At 25.6% G+C, this 16,266-nt stretch carries 19 protein-coding genes and 1 pseudogene; 18 read left to right on the top strand and 2 right to left on the bottom strand.

What is annotated here, in order from left to right:
• Positions 1 to 13: 13 nt before the first annotated feature.
• Positions 14 to 1,627 (top strand): chaperonin GroEL, encoded by a 1,614-nt coding sequence (gene groL, locus SPM_RS03535; protein WP_004029023.1) that lies wholly within the window; start codon positions 14 to 16, stop codon positions 1,625 to 1,627.
• A gap of 64 nt (positions 1,628 to 1,691) precedes the next feature.
• Here the strand turns inward: groL and SPM_RS06925 are convergent, their stop codons facing one another.
• Both SPM_RS06925 and SPM_RS03540 read right to left on the bottom strand, forming a co-directional pair.
• The gene (locus SPM_RS06925) at positions 1,692 to 1,823 is read right to left on the bottom strand and encodes a hypothetical protein (RefSeq protein WP_257986856.1); all 132 of its coding nucleotides are present in this window, start codon (positions 1,821 to 1,823) and stop codon (positions 1,692 to 1,694) included.
• A 41-nt stretch (positions 1,824 to 1,864) separates the two neighbouring features.
• Positions 1,865 to 2,125, bottom strand: coding sequence for a hypothetical protein (locus SPM_RS03540; RefSeq protein ID WP_004029024.1), 261 nt, complete (start codon positions 2,123 to 2,125; stop codon positions 1,865 to 1,867).
• A 363-nt stretch (positions 2,126 to 2,488) separates the two neighbouring features.
• Between SPM_RS03540 and SPM_RS03545 the strand changes: the two genes are divergently transcribed.
• The 17 genes and pseudogenes from SPM_RS03545 to SPM_RS03615 form a co-directional block, all read left to right on the top strand.
• Positions 2,489 to 4,540: a M60 family metallopeptidase gene (locus SPM_RS03545; protein WP_004029025.1), complete on the top strand. Its 2,052-nt coding sequence runs from the start codon at positions 2,489 to 2,491 to the stop codon at positions 4,538 to 4,540.
• A gap of 125 nt (positions 4,541 to 4,665) precedes the next feature.
• Entirely contained in the window at positions 4,666 to 5,529 is an 864-nt protein-coding gene (locus SPM_RS03550; RefSeq protein ID WP_180951648.1) for a formate/nitrite transporter family protein, read from the top strand.
• A 115-nt stretch (positions 5,530 to 5,644) separates the two neighbouring features.
• Positions 5,645 to 6,937: an exodeoxyribonuclease VII large subunit gene (gene xseA / locus SPM_RS03555; protein ID WP_004029027.1), complete on the top strand. Its 1,293-nt coding sequence runs from the start codon at positions 5,645 to 5,647 to the stop codon at positions 6,935 to 6,937.
• Positions 6,927 to 7,148 carry an exodeoxyribonuclease VII small subunit gene (gene xseB / locus SPM_RS03560; protein WP_004029028.1) on the top strand — a complete coding sequence of 74 codons (222 nt, stop codon included), beginning with the start codon at positions 6,927 to 6,929 and terminating at the stop codon, positions 7,146 to 7,148. The genes xseA and xseB overlap by 11 nt, the downstream gene beginning before the upstream one ends.
• Positions 7,149 to 7,151: 3 nt before the next feature.
• Positions 7,152 to 7,826 (top strand): hypothetical protein, encoded by a 675-nt coding sequence (locus SPM_RS03565; protein WP_004029029.1) that lies wholly within the window; start codon positions 7,152 to 7,154, stop codon positions 7,824 to 7,826.
• 13 nt (positions 7,827 to 7,839) lie between these two features.
• Positions 7,840 to 9,618 carry a 1-deoxy-D-xylulose-5-phosphate synthase gene (locus SPM_RS03570; protein WP_004029030.1) on the top strand — a complete coding sequence of 593 codons (1,779 nt, stop codon included), beginning with the start codon at positions 7,840 to 7,842 and terminating at the stop codon, positions 9,616 to 9,618.
• Positions 9,619 to 9,684: 66 nt separating this feature from the next.
• Positions 9,685 to 10,779: an aminopeptidase P family protein gene (locus tag SPM_RS03575; protein WP_004029031.1), complete on the top strand. Its 1,095-nt coding sequence runs from the start codon at positions 9,685 to 9,687 to the stop codon at positions 10,777 to 10,779.
• A gap of 4 nt (positions 10,780 to 10,783) precedes the next feature.
• Positions 10,784 to 11,986 (top strand): hypothetical protein, encoded by a 1,203-nt coding sequence (locus SPM_RS03580; RefSeq protein WP_004029032.1) that lies wholly within the window; start codon positions 10,784 to 10,786, stop codon positions 11,984 to 11,986.
• A gap of 596 nt (positions 11,987 to 12,582) precedes the next feature.
• Positions 12,583 to 12,732 carry a hypothetical protein gene (locus SPM_RS06425; protein ID WP_081799507.1) on the top strand — a complete coding sequence of 50 codons (150 nt, stop codon included), beginning with the start codon at positions 12,583 to 12,585 and terminating at the stop codon, positions 12,730 to 12,732.
• Entirely contained in the window at positions 12,732 to 12,980 is a 249-nt protein-coding gene (locus SPM_RS03585) for a hypothetical protein (RefSeq protein WP_004028750.1), read from the top strand. Before SPM_RS06425 ends, SPM_RS03585 begins: the two co-directional genes overlap by 1 nt.
• 507 nt (positions 12,981 to 13,487) lie before the next feature.
• On the top strand, positions 13,488 to 13,745 hold the full coding sequence (locus SPM_RS03590) for a hypothetical protein (RefSeq protein ID WP_040584423.1): 258 nt from the start codon (positions 13,488 to 13,490) through the stop codon (positions 13,743 to 13,745).
• Entirely contained in the window at positions 13,738 to 14,064 is a 327-nt protein-coding gene (locus SPM_RS06825; protein WP_051600836.1) for a DNA adenine methylase, read from the top strand. The genes SPM_RS03590 and SPM_RS06825 overlap by 8 nt, the downstream gene beginning before the upstream one ends.
• Positions 14,054 to 14,386, top strand: coding sequence for a DNA adenine methylase (locus tag SPM_RS06830; protein ID WP_137165062.1), 333 nt, complete (start codon positions 14,054 to 14,056; stop codon positions 14,384 to 14,386). Before SPM_RS06825 ends, SPM_RS06830 begins: the two co-directional genes overlap by 11 nt.
• A 144-nt stretch (positions 14,387 to 14,530) precedes the next feature.
• The gene (locus SPM_RS03600) at positions 14,531 to 14,716 is read left to right on the top strand and encodes a hypothetical protein (RefSeq protein ID WP_040584424.1); all 186 of its coding nucleotides are present in this window, start codon (positions 14,531 to 14,533) and stop codon (positions 14,714 to 14,716) included.
• A 9-nt stretch (positions 14,717 to 14,725) separates the two neighbouring features.
• A complete protein-coding gene (locus SPM_RS03605) occupies positions 14,726 to 15,157 on the top strand; it encodes a DUF3627 domain-containing protein (protein WP_040584425.1) in 432 nt (143 codons plus the stop codon).
• A gap of 153 nt (positions 15,158 to 15,310) precedes the next feature.
• Positions 15,311 to 15,514 (top strand): DUF2649 family protein, encoded by a 204-nt coding sequence (locus SPM_RS03610; RefSeq protein ID WP_004027715.1) that lies wholly within the window; start codon positions 15,311 to 15,313, stop codon positions 15,512 to 15,514.
• Between the two features lie 235 nt (positions 15,515 to 15,749).
• Positions 15,750 to 16,266 (top strand): annotated as a pseudogene (locus SPM_RS03615) (hypothetical protein); the annotation flags it as partial.

Raw genomic sequence — 16,266 nt, forward strand, 5'->3', positions numbered from 1 at the left:
GGGAATAGAAATTATGTCAAAATCAATTAAATTTGCTGAAGAAGCAAGAATGAAGTTACTTAATGGAATTAATAAATTAACTGATGCAGTAAAAGTTACTTTAGGACCAAAAGGAAAATATGTTTTATTAGAAAAAACTTATGGTTCACCATTAATTACTAATGATGGTGTTACAATTTCAAAGGAAATTGAATTAAGTAATCATTTTGAAAATATGGGAGCAAAATTAGTTGCTGAAGTTGCTAATAAAACAAATGATGTTGCTGGTGATGGAACAACAACTGCGATTGTTTTAACTCAGGCAATTGTTAAAGAGGGATTAAAAAATATTACCGCTGGTGCAAATGCTGTAGCTATTCGTAATGGAATTGAAAAAACAGTTAAAGCGATTGTGGATTTACTAAAACAATCAGCAAAGGAAATTAAGTCAAAAGAAGAAATTGCACAAGTTGCAAGTGTCAGTTCAAAAGACCCTGAAATTGGTGCTTTAATTGCTGAAATTATGGCCAAAGTTGGTAATGATGGTGTTATTACGATTGAAGAATCAAAAACAATTAATACTGAAACAAGTGTTACTGAAGGATTACAATTTGATAAAGGATATTTATCACAATACATGGTCACTGATAGTGAAAAAATGTTAACAGAATTTGAAAATCCATATATTTTAATTACGGATAAAAAAATTAGTAATATGAAAGAAATTCTACCAATTTTAGAAAAAATTGTTGAAGAAGGACGTCCATTATTAATTATTGCTGATGATGTTGATGGTGATGTTTTACCAACATTATTATTGAACAAAATGCGTGGTGCTTTTAATATTTGTGTTGTTAAAGCGCCTGAATTTGGAAACAACCGTAAGGATTTATTAGAAGATATTGCTATGTTAGTAAAAGGTAAATTTGTTAATGGTGATTTAGGAATGGATTTAAAAACCTTAACTTTAGATGATTTAGGAACTGCAAAAAAAGTAATTGTTTCAAAAGATACAACAACAATTATTGAAGGAAAAGCGACACGTGCAGAAATTGAAGCTCGCAAAGATTTTATTCGTCATCAAATTGAAAATGAAAAATCAACATTTGAACAAGATAAATTGAAAAAAAGATTAGCTAAACTTGCTAATGGTGTTGGAATTATTAAAGTTGGTGCACCAACTGAAACAGAAATGAAAGAGAAGAAATTACGAATTGAAGATGCCTTAAATTCAACTAAAGCTGCTGTTGAAGAAGGTATTGTTGCTGGTGGTGGAACAGCATTAGTACAAGTGGGGAAAAAATTAGGAAATTTAAAATTAAATGATGAAGAAAGATTAGGATTAAATATTGTATTACGAGCAATTGAAGAACCAGTTCGTCAAATTGCTGCTAATGCTGGTGTTGATGGTTCAATTATTGTTAATAAATTAAAAGAACAAAGTGAAAATATTGGTTATAATGCTGCAACAAATACATGAGAAAATATGATTGAGGCAGGAATTGTTGACCCAGTTAAAGTAACTCGTTATGCTTTACAACATGCTGGTAGTGTCAGTGCCTTGTTATTAACAACTGAAGCTGTTGTAGTAAATAATGATGAAGACAAACAGCCAAAAGCACCAAGTTATCCTGATTTAGGAATTTAATCAACGAAACATAATACTCAAAAGACTGATTTAAAATCAGTCTTTTTATATATTTATTTTTACTTTATGTAAACTGTAATGAATTAACTTTACTATCTTTTAAATTAACCGTTTTTAATGCACTACCATTGTTATTTTTAAAAACATCATAGGTAAAATCAGCAACTTTTGTAGCCGCTTTAATAATTCCTTGCACAGTTCTTAAAATAGGATCTAATACTATTTACATTATTAGATTTATAATGTTTTTATCTTATCAATTTTAATATATTCTGAGACAATTCCTAAGATATTGTCTTTAAAATATCAAATTGCAATACAAATTAGAGCAATAATGATTAATAAAATAATTGTATAAATAATTCGTTTAATTTTAAGATATTTAATAATTAAGCATAATAAAATAATCACGATAACCGCAATTGTTGATGGCATTCCAATTGAAATAATTTTATTTCAAATTTCTTGTGATTTTGTTATATTTGTTAAAAATAACATAGTTTTTTCTATCCTTCCTAAGTTATAAAATTTATTATTTATTAATTGCCTTAACAGATAAATTATATCAATTTTATTTATTTATTTATTGTATTAATAAAACAAACTGCTATAATCAAATTGTAAAACCTTTGACTCAGGTTAATAAAATAAACACGATTTGCAAGAAAACGAGGAGTATTTATGTTATTAACCTTTTACTTTATTGAACTCTTATATTTTAAAAGAACAATAATCTTAACTAATTTTTTACTTACAATTTGAATTTCTTTATTTGTAAAAGAATTCAAACCACCTGATGTTTTAAATTTATGTTAAAAAAACAAAAAACAAAAATTTAAAATATTAAGGGGAAAACTAACTATGAAAAAATTATTAGCTTATTTGGGAACAGTAGCTATAGTTGGAAGTGGGATTCCAAGTGTCGTTGCTGTAAGTTCATATCATAAAAACATTAATGTAAAATCAATTAAAAATAATATTCAAAATTTTGGGATTGTTACAGCAGGAGAAGCAAGATTTAGAGAAAATCGATGATTTGATCATTCTGAATTAAAACCAACGGGCTATTTTTTGCGAGCAGGTTTTAGTTATAAAATTACTGTAAATACTAATAACATTCCAGTCGCTTTTGTAATTGGGCAATGAGGAACATATGCTGATTTAGGGATTAATGATGAATATTCGCAATTTACCAAATATGGCATTACTGGCGAGATAACTTTAATTACTCCTCATAAATCAGGAATGCTTTATATTGCTGACAATAATCAAACTTCTTTAAAAATATTAAATATAACATCTAATAATCCATGAGGTATTATTAAAGTTCCAACTTTTAAAATAAACGAAACAAATGAAAATGAATTTATTCGTTTAGTTCAAACAACTGATTCACCTTTTGTTGAATTTATATCAAAACATTACTTTGCGACAATGCAAACAAAAATGATAAGAAATCAAGTATTACCAATGCTGAACCGTTCTTTTAATGATACATTATTGCATTGAGATAATGTTTGACATTGAAGCAATGAAATATATGGTTTAAATGAAAGTTATTCTGGTTTAAATAAAAAATATCCGCAGTACATTCATATTGCTAATGCAGACAAGAGTGGTGGTTATGCAAATGCTAGTTATGGTCGAATTATGTTTCACAATAGTTCTAATGCGGGAAAAGATTTATTTTTAAATCCTCTTAATGATCAATGAGGATTATGACATGAAACGGGGCATACTTATCAAACCGAACAATATAAATGAACGGACTTAACTGAAGTTACAGTTAATATAAGTGCCTTATTTATTCAAGAAAAATCAAATTATCAGTTAAGAATTTTTAAAGAAGCAGAAAAACAACAGTGAATAAAAGCATATTTATCGAGACCTATTAATGAAAAAGATTTTAATAATATACCCGGTGATGAAGGTTTATGAACTAAATTAGGAATGTTTTGACAATTACATATGGCATTTGGGAAAAATTTTTATCCATTATTAAGTCAAAAATATCGTGAAATTAATCAAGACCCTAATTCATTTATTCGTTTTAATACGAATGATAAACAACAACAAGAATTTATTAAAATAACTTCGGAAGTAACTGGCTATAATTTAGCACCTTTTTTCAAACAATGAGGATTATGGCCAACTTATGAAATTGAAAATATTATTAGTCGTTATAAAGTATTAACTAAACCAATTTGAAATAACATTGCTGATATAAATACAGAACATAATCCAATTGTTCAAGAAGAAATTAAAGAGTCAGATAATAATATTAATGATATTACTGCAAAAGATGTACATTTAAATTTTGCCGAGGACTATCAAAATCCTAGTTTTATTGCAAAATTATTTAATATTCCAAAAACAATTGATATTAATGATTTAAAAATAGACTTAGATTTTGAACCAATTAAAATCAATGGAGAATATTTTATTAATGTAAAATTAATCTTAAATGAAAAAAATGGTAGAAAAAGTTTTAAAATATTTAAATTCAAAATGAGTCCTAATGGTTTAAACAATACAATTATGTTTAAAAATTATGCAAGTAATTATTTAGGAATGTTTGGATTAGATTTAAAAAATAACTATCTTAGATTTTATGGCAATAATAACAAATTTTTAAATATGTCAACGAATGATTTAGTTTATAATATTAAAATTGGAACAGATTATGGGTATTTAATTAAAGACATTGATATTCATTACTGAGATTCATTTAATAGTCTTATTGAAAAATATCAATTAACAGATGGCATTAAGTATTTTAATAATTATACAATAACTATTACTGAGAAAATTCCTGTTGCTGCTTGATATTTGTATGATAAAAACGATTATCGACAAATATATGGCATTAAAAAATTTGTTATTTGAAATAATAACCTAGTTGAATTATTTTAAAATAAATATAAAAATACTGGTTATTAATTATTTTAAACCTAGATTATATCTAGGTTTTTATTTTTTATGATAGAATAATAAAGTACTATTTATAGAGAAATAAGATGTGAAAAAGAGGAGAAAAAATGAGTGACGAAATTAAAAAAGAAGAAAAAGTAGATAATTCAGATAGTTATAGTAATGAGGATAGTTTTGTAAATATTTATAAGTATGCGTTAAAAAAAGGAAATAGTCCATTTTATAAAACATTTTTAATGGGTTTAGCTGCTGGTTTATTTATTGGGTTTGGTTATATTGCTGCAATTACGGCAACAAAGGGAAACTGAGATAATATCCCAATTGGATTAAAAAGTTTAGTTTTTGGCCTAGTCTTTACTGTTGCGATTACAATGATTGTTTTTCTTGGGGGAGAGATGTTTACGTCGAATTCTTTAGCATTAATTGTTGTTTTTAAAAAACAATTAAATGTGGGAAGATTTGTTAGTAATTTGTTTATTGTTTTAAGTGGTAATTTCCTTGGTTGTTTAGTAATGGCTGGTTTAACGGCGTGAGGTGGTTTTTTAAATCATACGCCTGATTCTGTAACTGATTTTTATAATAATGCTGCAATTTTAATTGATGGAAAATTAGAACACACATGATGAGAAAACTTTGGGAGCGCGATTTTATGTAACTTTTTAGTTGCTGGATCTATTTATGCTGCACATACGACTAAATCAGCAATTGCCAAATTTTTTGTTGTAAATTTAATTATTATGGCTTTTGCAATTTCTGGATTTTCGCATGTAGTTGCTAATTCATATTTATGATTTTTACAACCATTTTTAAAAATATTTGGTACAAGTGGTGGTTGAGCAGATTTTGGGAAATTTGCTTACAATGTTCAATTGCCAACTTTATTTGGAAATTTCTTAAGTGGAGGAATTTTCTTACCATTTTTATATTATTTTATTTATCGAAAAGATGTAAAAGAGCAATTAGTACTTTAATTTATTTTTTTAAAAAGAAGAAGAAATGTTATTCCTTTAATAACATTTCTTTTTTTATTATTTTATTGTTTCAATGATATTATTAATTGGAAGATATTGATAATGGAGGGGGCAAATGAGTAAAAATATTTATACGGTTAGTGAAATTAATTATTATTTAAAAACAATGATTGAGCAAGAACCAAATTTAATTAATATTTCTTTACAAGGAGAAATTTCTAATATTACAAATCATTCATCAGGACATGTTTATTTTACAATTAAAGATGAAAAAGCACAAATTCGGGCAATTATGTTTGCATTTAATGCAAAAAACTTGCAATTTAAATTAAAAGAAGGCTTAAAAATTATTGCGACAGGTTCTATTAAGGTATATGAACCGCAAGGAACATATAGTTTACAAGTAGTTGCTTTATCTTTACAAGGGGTTGGTACTTTATTTTTAAAATATGAAGCATTAAAGCAAGAATTAAGTAAAAAAGGTTGGTTTGATCAATCTTTAAAAAAACCAATTCCACGTTTTCCAAATAATATTGGGGTAATAACAGCTCCAACTGGTGCTGCGATTCGTGATATTATTACTACCATTCATCGCCGTTTTCCACAAGCAAACATTTATTTATTTCCAAGTTTAGTGCAAGGAAGTGAAGCAAAACATGATATTCGAGCAAAAATTAAGGCAGCACAGTCCTTTACTCCACACCTTGATACATTAATTGTTGGCCGTGGTGGTGGTAGTATTGAAGATTTATGAGCTTTTAATGAACTGGAAGTTGTTGAGGCAATTTATCAAGCAACTATCCCAGTTATTTCAGCTGTTGGGCATGAAATTGATTTTACCTTAGCTGATTTTGTTAGTGATTTACGAGCACCAACACCAACGGCGGCGGCTGAATTAGCAACACCTGATCAAAAAGAATTAATTAATTATTTGCAACAACAACGACGTAATTTAATTAATTTTGTTAAAGGCAGAATTGACAAGATAGGAGATAAACTAAGCGAATTAAAAAATAGTTATGTTCTAACAAGACCACAAGCATTATATACACAATATGAGCATTCTTATCAATTATTATTAAAGCAGTTTAATGTTTTACAAGAAACATTCTTTATAGCAAATAAAAATATGATTCAAAATTATTATCAAACATTGGTAAGAACAATTCAACAACAAATTTTAACAATTGAACATGAAAAAAATAATTTAGTAAGCAAATTAGACTTGTTAAGTCCTTTAAAAACATTAACTCGTGGTTATAGTATTACTTATAATGATAATAAAAATGTAATATCAACAACACATGATATTAAGAATAATGATATAATAATAACACGTGTGCAAGATGGAATTATTCATTCAATCGTACAAGCAATTAATAAGGATGGTGAAAAAAATGACAAATAATAAATCATTTGAACAAATTTTAGAACAATTAAAGCAAATTGTTAATGATTTAGAAAATAATCAATTGCCATTAGATCAAGCAATTGATGCTTTTGAAACTGGCATTAAATTAACAAAATTAGCAGAAACTAAATTACAAGATATTAAAGATAAAGTCACTAAAATTGTTAAGGATAATAATCCAACTGATTTTAAAGTTAATGAAGAATAATTTATGGCAGGACAAATTTTTGAACGTAGTGGCTGAGTTAAAAAAAATAATATTAAAATTTGAAAAAAATTGCATGAATTAAAATTAAGTCGTGTAATTTTAAAAGATTTTAAAACTTTTGATGAAAAAGATATTTTAATTAAAAATTTTGTTTATTTATTACGATTAAATAATTTAGATGAACAAGAATATTTTGATAGTATTATTTTAATTAAATTAGTTTTAATTTATTATCATATGCAATATATTCGTCATAGTGGGGTAAAACGTGAACAAGAACAAATTTTAAAAGTAATTAAGGAATTAAAAAATAAAATTTTTGTTAATTACCTTGGTAATAATTATGAGGAAGCAATTTTTGCCGATATTGATATTACTAATTCAAAAATTAAGATGTATTATAATTTTAATTTACTTTATAACTTTATTGCTAATGTTTTTTATCAACCTTTTATTAACCTGCCAAATCATGAATTATATTTTAATTATGGTTACTATCTTGTGTTTTTAATTAATTTAACAGTAATGAGAAAGTTATTAAAAGATAGCAGTAATGTGGAAATTTATAAAATAAAATTAGATGTAACAGCCCATTGCCATTATTTGATTGGAAAAATTACACCATTATATTTCAATAATTTTGTTCAACAAATTAATTATTTTTTACAAAAATATTAAGTGGGGTTAAAAAATGAAATTACAAGATTATCAGAATCATACTGATTTAAAAAATTTAAAAACAAAAGCTTTAATTGAATTAGCAGCGGATGTTCGTCGTCTTATTATTGAAACAGTTACTAAAAATGGGGGGCATTTAGCTAGCAATTTAGGAACAGTTGAATTAACAATTAGTTTATTAAAAACTTTTGACATTGACAATAATGATTTGATTATTTTTGATACTGGTCATCAAACTTATGCATATAAAATTTTAACTGATCGTAAAACACATTTTTCAACAATTCGCTTAGCGGATGGTTTAACTGCTTTTCAGCATATTAACGAAAGTAAATATGATCATCTTTCTAACGGTCATGCGGGAACGGGGTTATCAACCGCAATTGCTTATAGTTATAATCAAAAATATAATAATATTATTTGTGTCATTGGTGATGCAGCATTTACTAATGGTTTAACTTTAGAGGCTTTAACTTATTTAGGAACAATTTCTAATAAAATTATTGTTATTTTAAATGATAATGGCATGAGTATTTCCAAAAATGTTAATGTTTTACATACAGCAGTTAGTAAAGTCCGAACTGGATGACTATATCGTAGTGCTAGTAAAGTTGCAAAAGTTTTACGATATATTCCACCATTAACATTATTATGGTTGGGGCATTTATTAATTGAGAAAATTATTCGTAGTTTTGCAATTCCAGGGTTATTTGCTGGTTTTAATTTAGATTATATTGGGGCAGTTGATGGTCATAATTTTCGTAAGTTAGCAAAAAGCCTTCGCCAAGCAAAAAAACGAAATGCAAGTGTAGTTCTTCATCTTAAAACAAAAAAAGGCTATGGTTATGGATTAAGCCAAGCAGAACAAGAGAAATATCATTCGTATAGTTTAACTGATAATAAACATAATGAATGAAGTTATTATGTTGCAAAAACTATTGAAAAAATATTTCAAACAGCAACAGAAAAATTTTATTTTATTTCTGCTGCAATGCAAGCATCAGTTCATTTAGAAGAATTTATGTTGCAAAATCCGCAATATTGTTTTGATGTTGGGTTAGCGGAAGAACATGCTGTTACATTAGCTGCTGGGTTTGCCTTAGACCATCAAAAAGTAATTGTGAATATGTATGCTAGTTTTTTACAGCGAACTTATGATCAAATTTTACATGATGTTGTTCGTAACCATTTACCAGTTGTTTTTTTAATTGACCGAGCTAGTTTAGCACTTGCGGATGGCGATAGTCACCATGGAATTTATGATATTGGTTTTTTAAATAGTATGGGTGATTTACCAATTATTAGCCAACCCGCAACTAGTAGTGAGTTTGATCAGTTATTAAAGTTAGCTTTAATAAATAAAAAAAATCCCTTCTTTATTCGGTATCCAAAAGGTGGCATTACGCAACAAGTTTTGTCAGTACCGTTTTCAGTTGGACAGTGAGAATATGTTATTAAAAATCCTAAAGCACGAATTTTATTAATAACATATGGCAATAATGTAATTAAAGCAAAAACAGTTATTACAAAATTAGATACAAAAAAAATTAATGTTATTAATGCTCGTTTTATTAATCCAGTTGATAAAGAAATGTTAAAACAAATTAACACGGAAAAATACCAACAAATTATTATTTTTGAAGAAGTTATTAAAGAAACTGGTTTATATGCAAAGATTATTGATTTTTTAATTAATCATAATGCAACAATTTCACATTATGGTTATGAAAATGGTTTAATTAAAAAAGATGTAAATAATCTTGAAGAAATTTTAAGAAACTTAATTAATTAAGAAATATCCTTGTATTATCAAACAATAAGAGTTAAATTTATAGAGAGGAAAAGGAGAATAATACTAATGGAATATGTTAAAGTAAAATTAGATAAAAAAGTAAAATTAGAGCAGTATTTAGAAAAATATCAAGTTGATGGAATTTTATTTCATTCAACCGTTAATCGGTTTTGATTATCTGAATTTGCTTCTTCCGAAGGATATTTGTTATTTACAAAAACTGAATCAATCTTGTATTTAGATGGACGTTATATTACTGCTGGTAAAAAGCAAGCAAGAAATGTTACACGTGTCGTTGAAATGGCAACGAATCATCCGGGTGGTTTTTTTGGAATGTTACAAAGTGATTTGCTTAAAAACAATGTCAAAACTTTAGCTTTTGAAAGTGATTACTTAACATATTTGACTTATCAAACTTTAACAACGAATATATCATCAGTCGCTTTAAAACCAGTTGATTTTTCAGAATTACGAGCAATTAAAACAAATGCTGAAATTGAGGCTTTAAAACAAGCGTGTGCAATTGGTGATATTGCCATTAATAATGTTATTAACAAAATTAAAGTTGGAATGACAGAACGTCAAGTTGAACAAATTATTATTAATAGTTTTATTGAGGCTGGGGCTGATAAACCTAGTTTTGATACAATTGTTGCTTCTGGGTGACGAGGAGCATTACCACACGGACGTGCAACTGATAAAATAATTGCGAATAATGAATTAATTACAATTGACTTTGGTTGTATTTATAATGGGTATTGTTCTGATACAACACGAACAATTGGGTTAGGAACGCCATCATCTAAAATGTTAGAAATTTATGATATTGTTTATGAAGCACAAAGTTTAGGAATGCAAGCAATTAAACCAGGCGTTACGACAGCAATGATTGATAAAATTTGTCGTGATTATATTATAAGTAAAGGTTATGGCGAATATTTCACACATTCAACAGGTCATGGAGTTGGCATTGAAATACATGAATTTCCTCGCGTGTCACCATTTTGTGATGTTTTATTAGAACCAGGAATGGTTATTACTGTTGAACCAGGGATTTATATTCCTGATTTAGGCGGTGTTCGAATTGAAGATGATATTTTAGTCACCGAAAATGGGTTTCATCTTTTAACAGAAGCAAAACGTGAATTAATTTTAATTTAAGCTAATGAAAACAAAATTAACAAAAACACAAATTTTTATTCTTATCTTTTTTATTTTCATGCTTTTGTTTCTATTCTTATCATTATTACTAATTATTATTGCTGGTAAAGAAATTTATTATATTCTTTCTAATAATCATCAATTAGGCTTAGTTGGTACTAGTGGTTTTGGTGTTGAGAAAGGTGTTCAAAATTTTCCATATGTGTTTTTTATCATAGAATATGGCTTTAATTTTATTTTTACAATGCAAATTAAAAATGCTGCTGGTGAAGTTTTTGCCTCAAATGTTATTCTTTTATATCAAATTGGTTATTTTTTCTTAGTAATAATGATTCCAATTTGTGCCTTAGGTTTTTTTATTAGTATTTTAGTTTTTTTATTAAAACAAAAAAAACCAACATTAAAATCAGAAAATTCATCAGATAATAATGATGGACAGTTATTGGATGATTTAAAAACAAATATGAATCAAATTCAAGAATATTTAATTAAATTGCATAAAGATGTTAAAACATTAAAAAAAATTACTGGAATAATTACTCCAAAATCAGTTATACCAAATTCAACTCAAGTTAATGACAACCCAGTTGATTATCAAAGCCAAGATTTGGATCTTATTCAAGCAAAGCAAACATCACGGCAACAAAATTCAAAAATTATTAATCAAGATGAATTAGAACAAACAAATAGTGGAATTGAACGTCCGAAAAGTTTAGTTAATCCAACAGAATATATTATGCCAAAACGTGATGAAAATTTTGTTAATAATTTTCCAACGCAACAATTTTTATCAACAGAAATGTTATCTGAGTCAAAAAATGAAAAGAAACTTTCATTAAGTGCAATTTTTGATCGAAAAAAAATTCAAACCGAATTAGAACAAGATAAAATTGAAGTTGAAGAGCAAATTAATAATGAAGAAATTAATACTTTTTCGTTACAATTTAATGATCCAACGATAATAGAAAATCAAACATTTCATGAAAAGGTTGGATTTAATTTAAATAATTTTGATTATACAGCTGATGAACACAATAATTCCCTTGAAATTAAATCTATTTATCAAGTTGGCGATCGAATTATTGATAATGCAATTGAGTATGAAATTATCTTAGTTGTTCCTCATCAACAAAATGATACTGTAATGTATGAATTAACTTTAAAATCAACAGAAGATGGAACAATTAAATCTCTTATGAGAGAATAATTTAAAAATATTTTTACTAAGCAATTAAGATGTTAAAAACAAACAATATTTAACAATTATTTACGATCCGATAAAATAAATTAAAAACAATTCGAGATGAATTGTTTTTAATAAATTAGATTATATGTTACTATTTTTATTAAATGTTAAACTTGTAATTGTACAGTTGGTCTCATTTTTAATTTGTGTCAAATTATTAAATTTTATAACAAGAAATAAGAATTAAATTTATGTTATAATTCCAACAATAAATTATGATGTAAAAACTTAAGATTTTTATATTTTTTAGATAAATATAAAAAACTATTCTTTTTTAGTATGTAAACTGTAATATGAAGTGCAACAAATCAACTCAGAAAGGAGTTGATTTTTTAATGGAAAGAAAACATTATTTTATTTTGCGGTCCTTAGTAACTAAGTATGGAAAAGATAATGTTATTAGTACTGTTAATAAAATAGTAACTAATAATGTAGAAGAAAATGAATAAATTATCCGCGTAATTTATTAGCGGTAATTTATTCAATATTGTTTATTTTGAGCGTAGCGAACACGCGAAGCGTGCCGCGCAAGCTAAATTTCTAGGAGGAATTAAGTTATGCCAGTATGGTTAACATGAATATTTAGTATTGTTATTATTTTAGGAATTCTTGCTTGAATTGGTTTATCGATTTATCAAAAAATTCGTCAAATTCAAGGAAAGAAAAAAGATAAAAAAGAAATTAAAAATAAGGAGGTTAAAGAATAATGTTAGGTATGTATTTAACAACAGCTGTTAATTTTCTAGCTGCAGATACTCCTACTATTTCAGGTGGAATGGATTCTATTTGAAGTGGTTTAGGACAAGCTATGATGAAAGTTAAAGATGCTGTTTATGCTGTGTTACCACAATTAATGACATTTCTTGGTGATGCTTGAATTATTTTAATTCCATTTGGAATTTGAGTAATTATTAAAATATTAAACTTTTTCCGTGTTATGGTTAAAGGATTTTAATATTTATTATAATCGATCATATATCTTAGCTGTGGCACACTAGCTTTTATGTGAATTGAATAAATAATTTTGTTGTTTATTTTTGCACTATACACTGTCTACAAATTTATTTTTAAATAAATTTAATTATTTTGGTTATTGTGGAAATAAATATGACTATATCGCCAATAGTAGTTACATTTATATTGTTTATTGTTCATAATATTGAGTCTATTATGAAAAATATTTTTTAGTAGGATTTAATAGAAATAATGTTGTAAAAAATATTTCTTTTTCTAAAAACTTGTAGGCAGTATATAGCGTAAAAATATCAACTTAATTATAAACATATAATTTTATATTTTAATAGCTATTAGTTAAAACTAAGTAGTTATTTTCAGTGTGCCTTAATTTTTGATTTTATATATTTTTAACAATGTTAATAACATTGTTTATTACAATACATATACATTATTTAAGCATTAGATATAACAATGTTTGTTACAGTAAATGTTAAGGAGTATTTATATGAAAAAAATTATAGATAGTATCGAACAAGTAATTTCGATTTGTGGTAAAGATTTTGCAAAGTGGCCTAATAAAATGGCACCAGATGTTTTGAAAGCAACTTATGAAATGTTAAAAGAATATCAAGAACAATTAAATTGTCATGAATCAGTTGAAATATATTCTCAACAAGAACGTGAGCAAATTTTAGAAAAAGTAAAAAGTTTTTATGAAAATAAACTTGCTGAAAAAGAAAAAGGAAGTGGTAAAGATGATTAATTTATTTGCTGGTTCAGCTGCGATTGGTTTACGTTTAATGTTTAATGACAAAGTAGATGAAGTAATATTAAATGATATTAATTCTGATTTAATGACTTTTTGAAATGATGTAAAAACCAATAATATTATTAATAAATATCCCAAATTTAATTCTGTTGAAGAAGCTAAAAATATTTATAATTCATTACCTAAATTTGGCAAAAAAGGTTGAGAAACTTTATTTCAAAATCGTTTAGGTTGAAGTGGTCGTGAAAATACTACTTTTTCAATTACACGTTATGAATTAAAATATTATGATTGTTTAGAACGTGTTAAATAAAATTTATGATGATAAGAATACTGTTTTTTATTTAGATCCGCCTTATTATATTGCAAATATTTCTGCTATGTATAAGCATTATAAATTTGATTATAAAGAATTATTGTATTATTTGAAAAATATAAAAGGAAAATTTATTTTAAGTTTAAATAATTGTGAATATATTAAAAATTTGTTTAGTAACTTTTTTCAAATTGAATGAGAAAAAATTTATGATATGAAACATAAAAATAAATTAATTGAATTAGGCCAAGAATTATTAATTATGAATTTTAAACCAAATATTTCTGAACAACTTAAACTTTTTAAGGAGTGTGATTAATTATGTTAGGAATTTGAATATTTTTTATTAAACGTAAATGTCAAATTTGTCATTCTATTTTGAATAAAAAATTTGTTGGTAGTTTGTATTTTAAGTTAAATGTTTGCTCAATGCAGTGCAATAGAAAGCGAGTTGATTTGAATAATGTATCAGAAACCAAATTATAAAAGTGGTCCTAATCTGCCATTGTGTAAATATAATACTATAAAAGTTATTGATATAGAATGATTTATTGGTTATAACGGTTTTCAATCTTTTCGCAGAATAATTGAAAGTAAATGGTTTGCTGGTATTGATACTAGTAAAAATGAGTTATATGTGTGAAAGTAAGGTGTTTTTATGAGTTTTTATAAGAAGAATATTAATGTAGAAAATTATTTTATTCGAAGAGAATTTATAGTTTTTCAGACTGATAAAGCTTCATTTATAAATTTACCTAATCACAATAAACATATTGGTTTTTGATTAAGCAACAAATTTATTTATCTGAGCGAAAAACATTCTGATCAAGTAGCTATTGGTTTGATTTATGATAATTCTTACCCTATTGTAAAATATAATGAAAATTTAAAACGTCATGTGTGAAAATATTTAACCGGGACAGAATTAATTAATTTATATAATCAATATAAACAAAATTATTTTACACAAATGAAAAAAGCATTATTCCCTGGTGAACCTCAAAAAGTAAAAACAAATAATAATAATTTAACAAATTGAACTGTTGAAAAAGAACAAGAATTGATTAATGATTTGAAAGATTTAAATTAAATGAGTTTATATGATTATTGAGTTCAATTTGTAAGTTATATTATTGGTTCAAATGCTCCTGAATTTTTGTATGTTCTCTCGTTTGTATTATTTATAGTCTTATTTTTTGGTATGTTTTTTAAAATCATTCAAAAAATGTGAAGCTTTTAAATTATGGCAAAAGATTGAGAAAAATTAAAAGAGTTTTTTATTCATGTATTTTTATTTATTGATAAATCTAATGTTGAAAGTATTACAACTTGGAATTTAACTCAAAATGAATATTTAACTCTTATGATTGGCATTTGAATTGTTATTTTATTTTTAACTTGGTTCTTGTTGTGAATGGTTTTCAAAATAGTTAGTTGTTTTAAATAATTAAATTTTGTTATTATTATGGTTTTCTCTCCCCACAAAATTTTAAATCTATAAAATTAATTGTAGTAATTAATTTTCCGATAGGATTAATTAAAAAATTTATAATTCCAATGATAGGCAATAATATTGAAATTATTTTTAAAATTTTCTTAATTTTTTCACTCTCCTTTTTGATTTGTGGGGAGAGAAAACCATAATAATACTAGTTTAATTATAAATAACTATTGGAGGTAAAATGAAAAAGTTTATATTTTTCTTAAAAAATTATTGTTATATTAGTGGTTCAATGTTTTTATTTAGTTTGATTGATTTATTAATTTGAATTATTTCATTAAATTATATAGGATTAGTTTTTTGATTATTATTTGTTTTGCAGTGTGTTTATTTTGTTTGGTGACTATGAAAAAATATTTTTTATCAGTTAAATGCTTTTCGTTTAGTTAATTTTGTTTGAGATAATCCGTTATCGGTAATTATTGGTAAATTAGGGACAGGTAAAACATTACTTTTGACTTATTTGTCAGAAACTATGAAATTATTAACAGATAAAATTTATAGTAATTATCCATTAGAAGATGATAAAGTTAAAGTTTTAACATTTAAAAATTTAGACTTTACAGATAGAACAAAACCAGTTCCTCCAGATGATAGTTTAATTTTGTTGATGAAAGTTTTTTATATATGACGGAACTAGTCCTCATGATGAAAAAGTAACTCATGTGGTAAAATTCCTGAATGTATTAGCTAGACAT

Source organism: Spiroplasma melliferum KC3 (assembly GCF_000236085.2).
Lineage (GTDB): Bacteria > Bacillota_I > Bacilli_A > Mycoplasmatales > Mycoplasmataceae > Spiroplasma > Spiroplasma melliferum.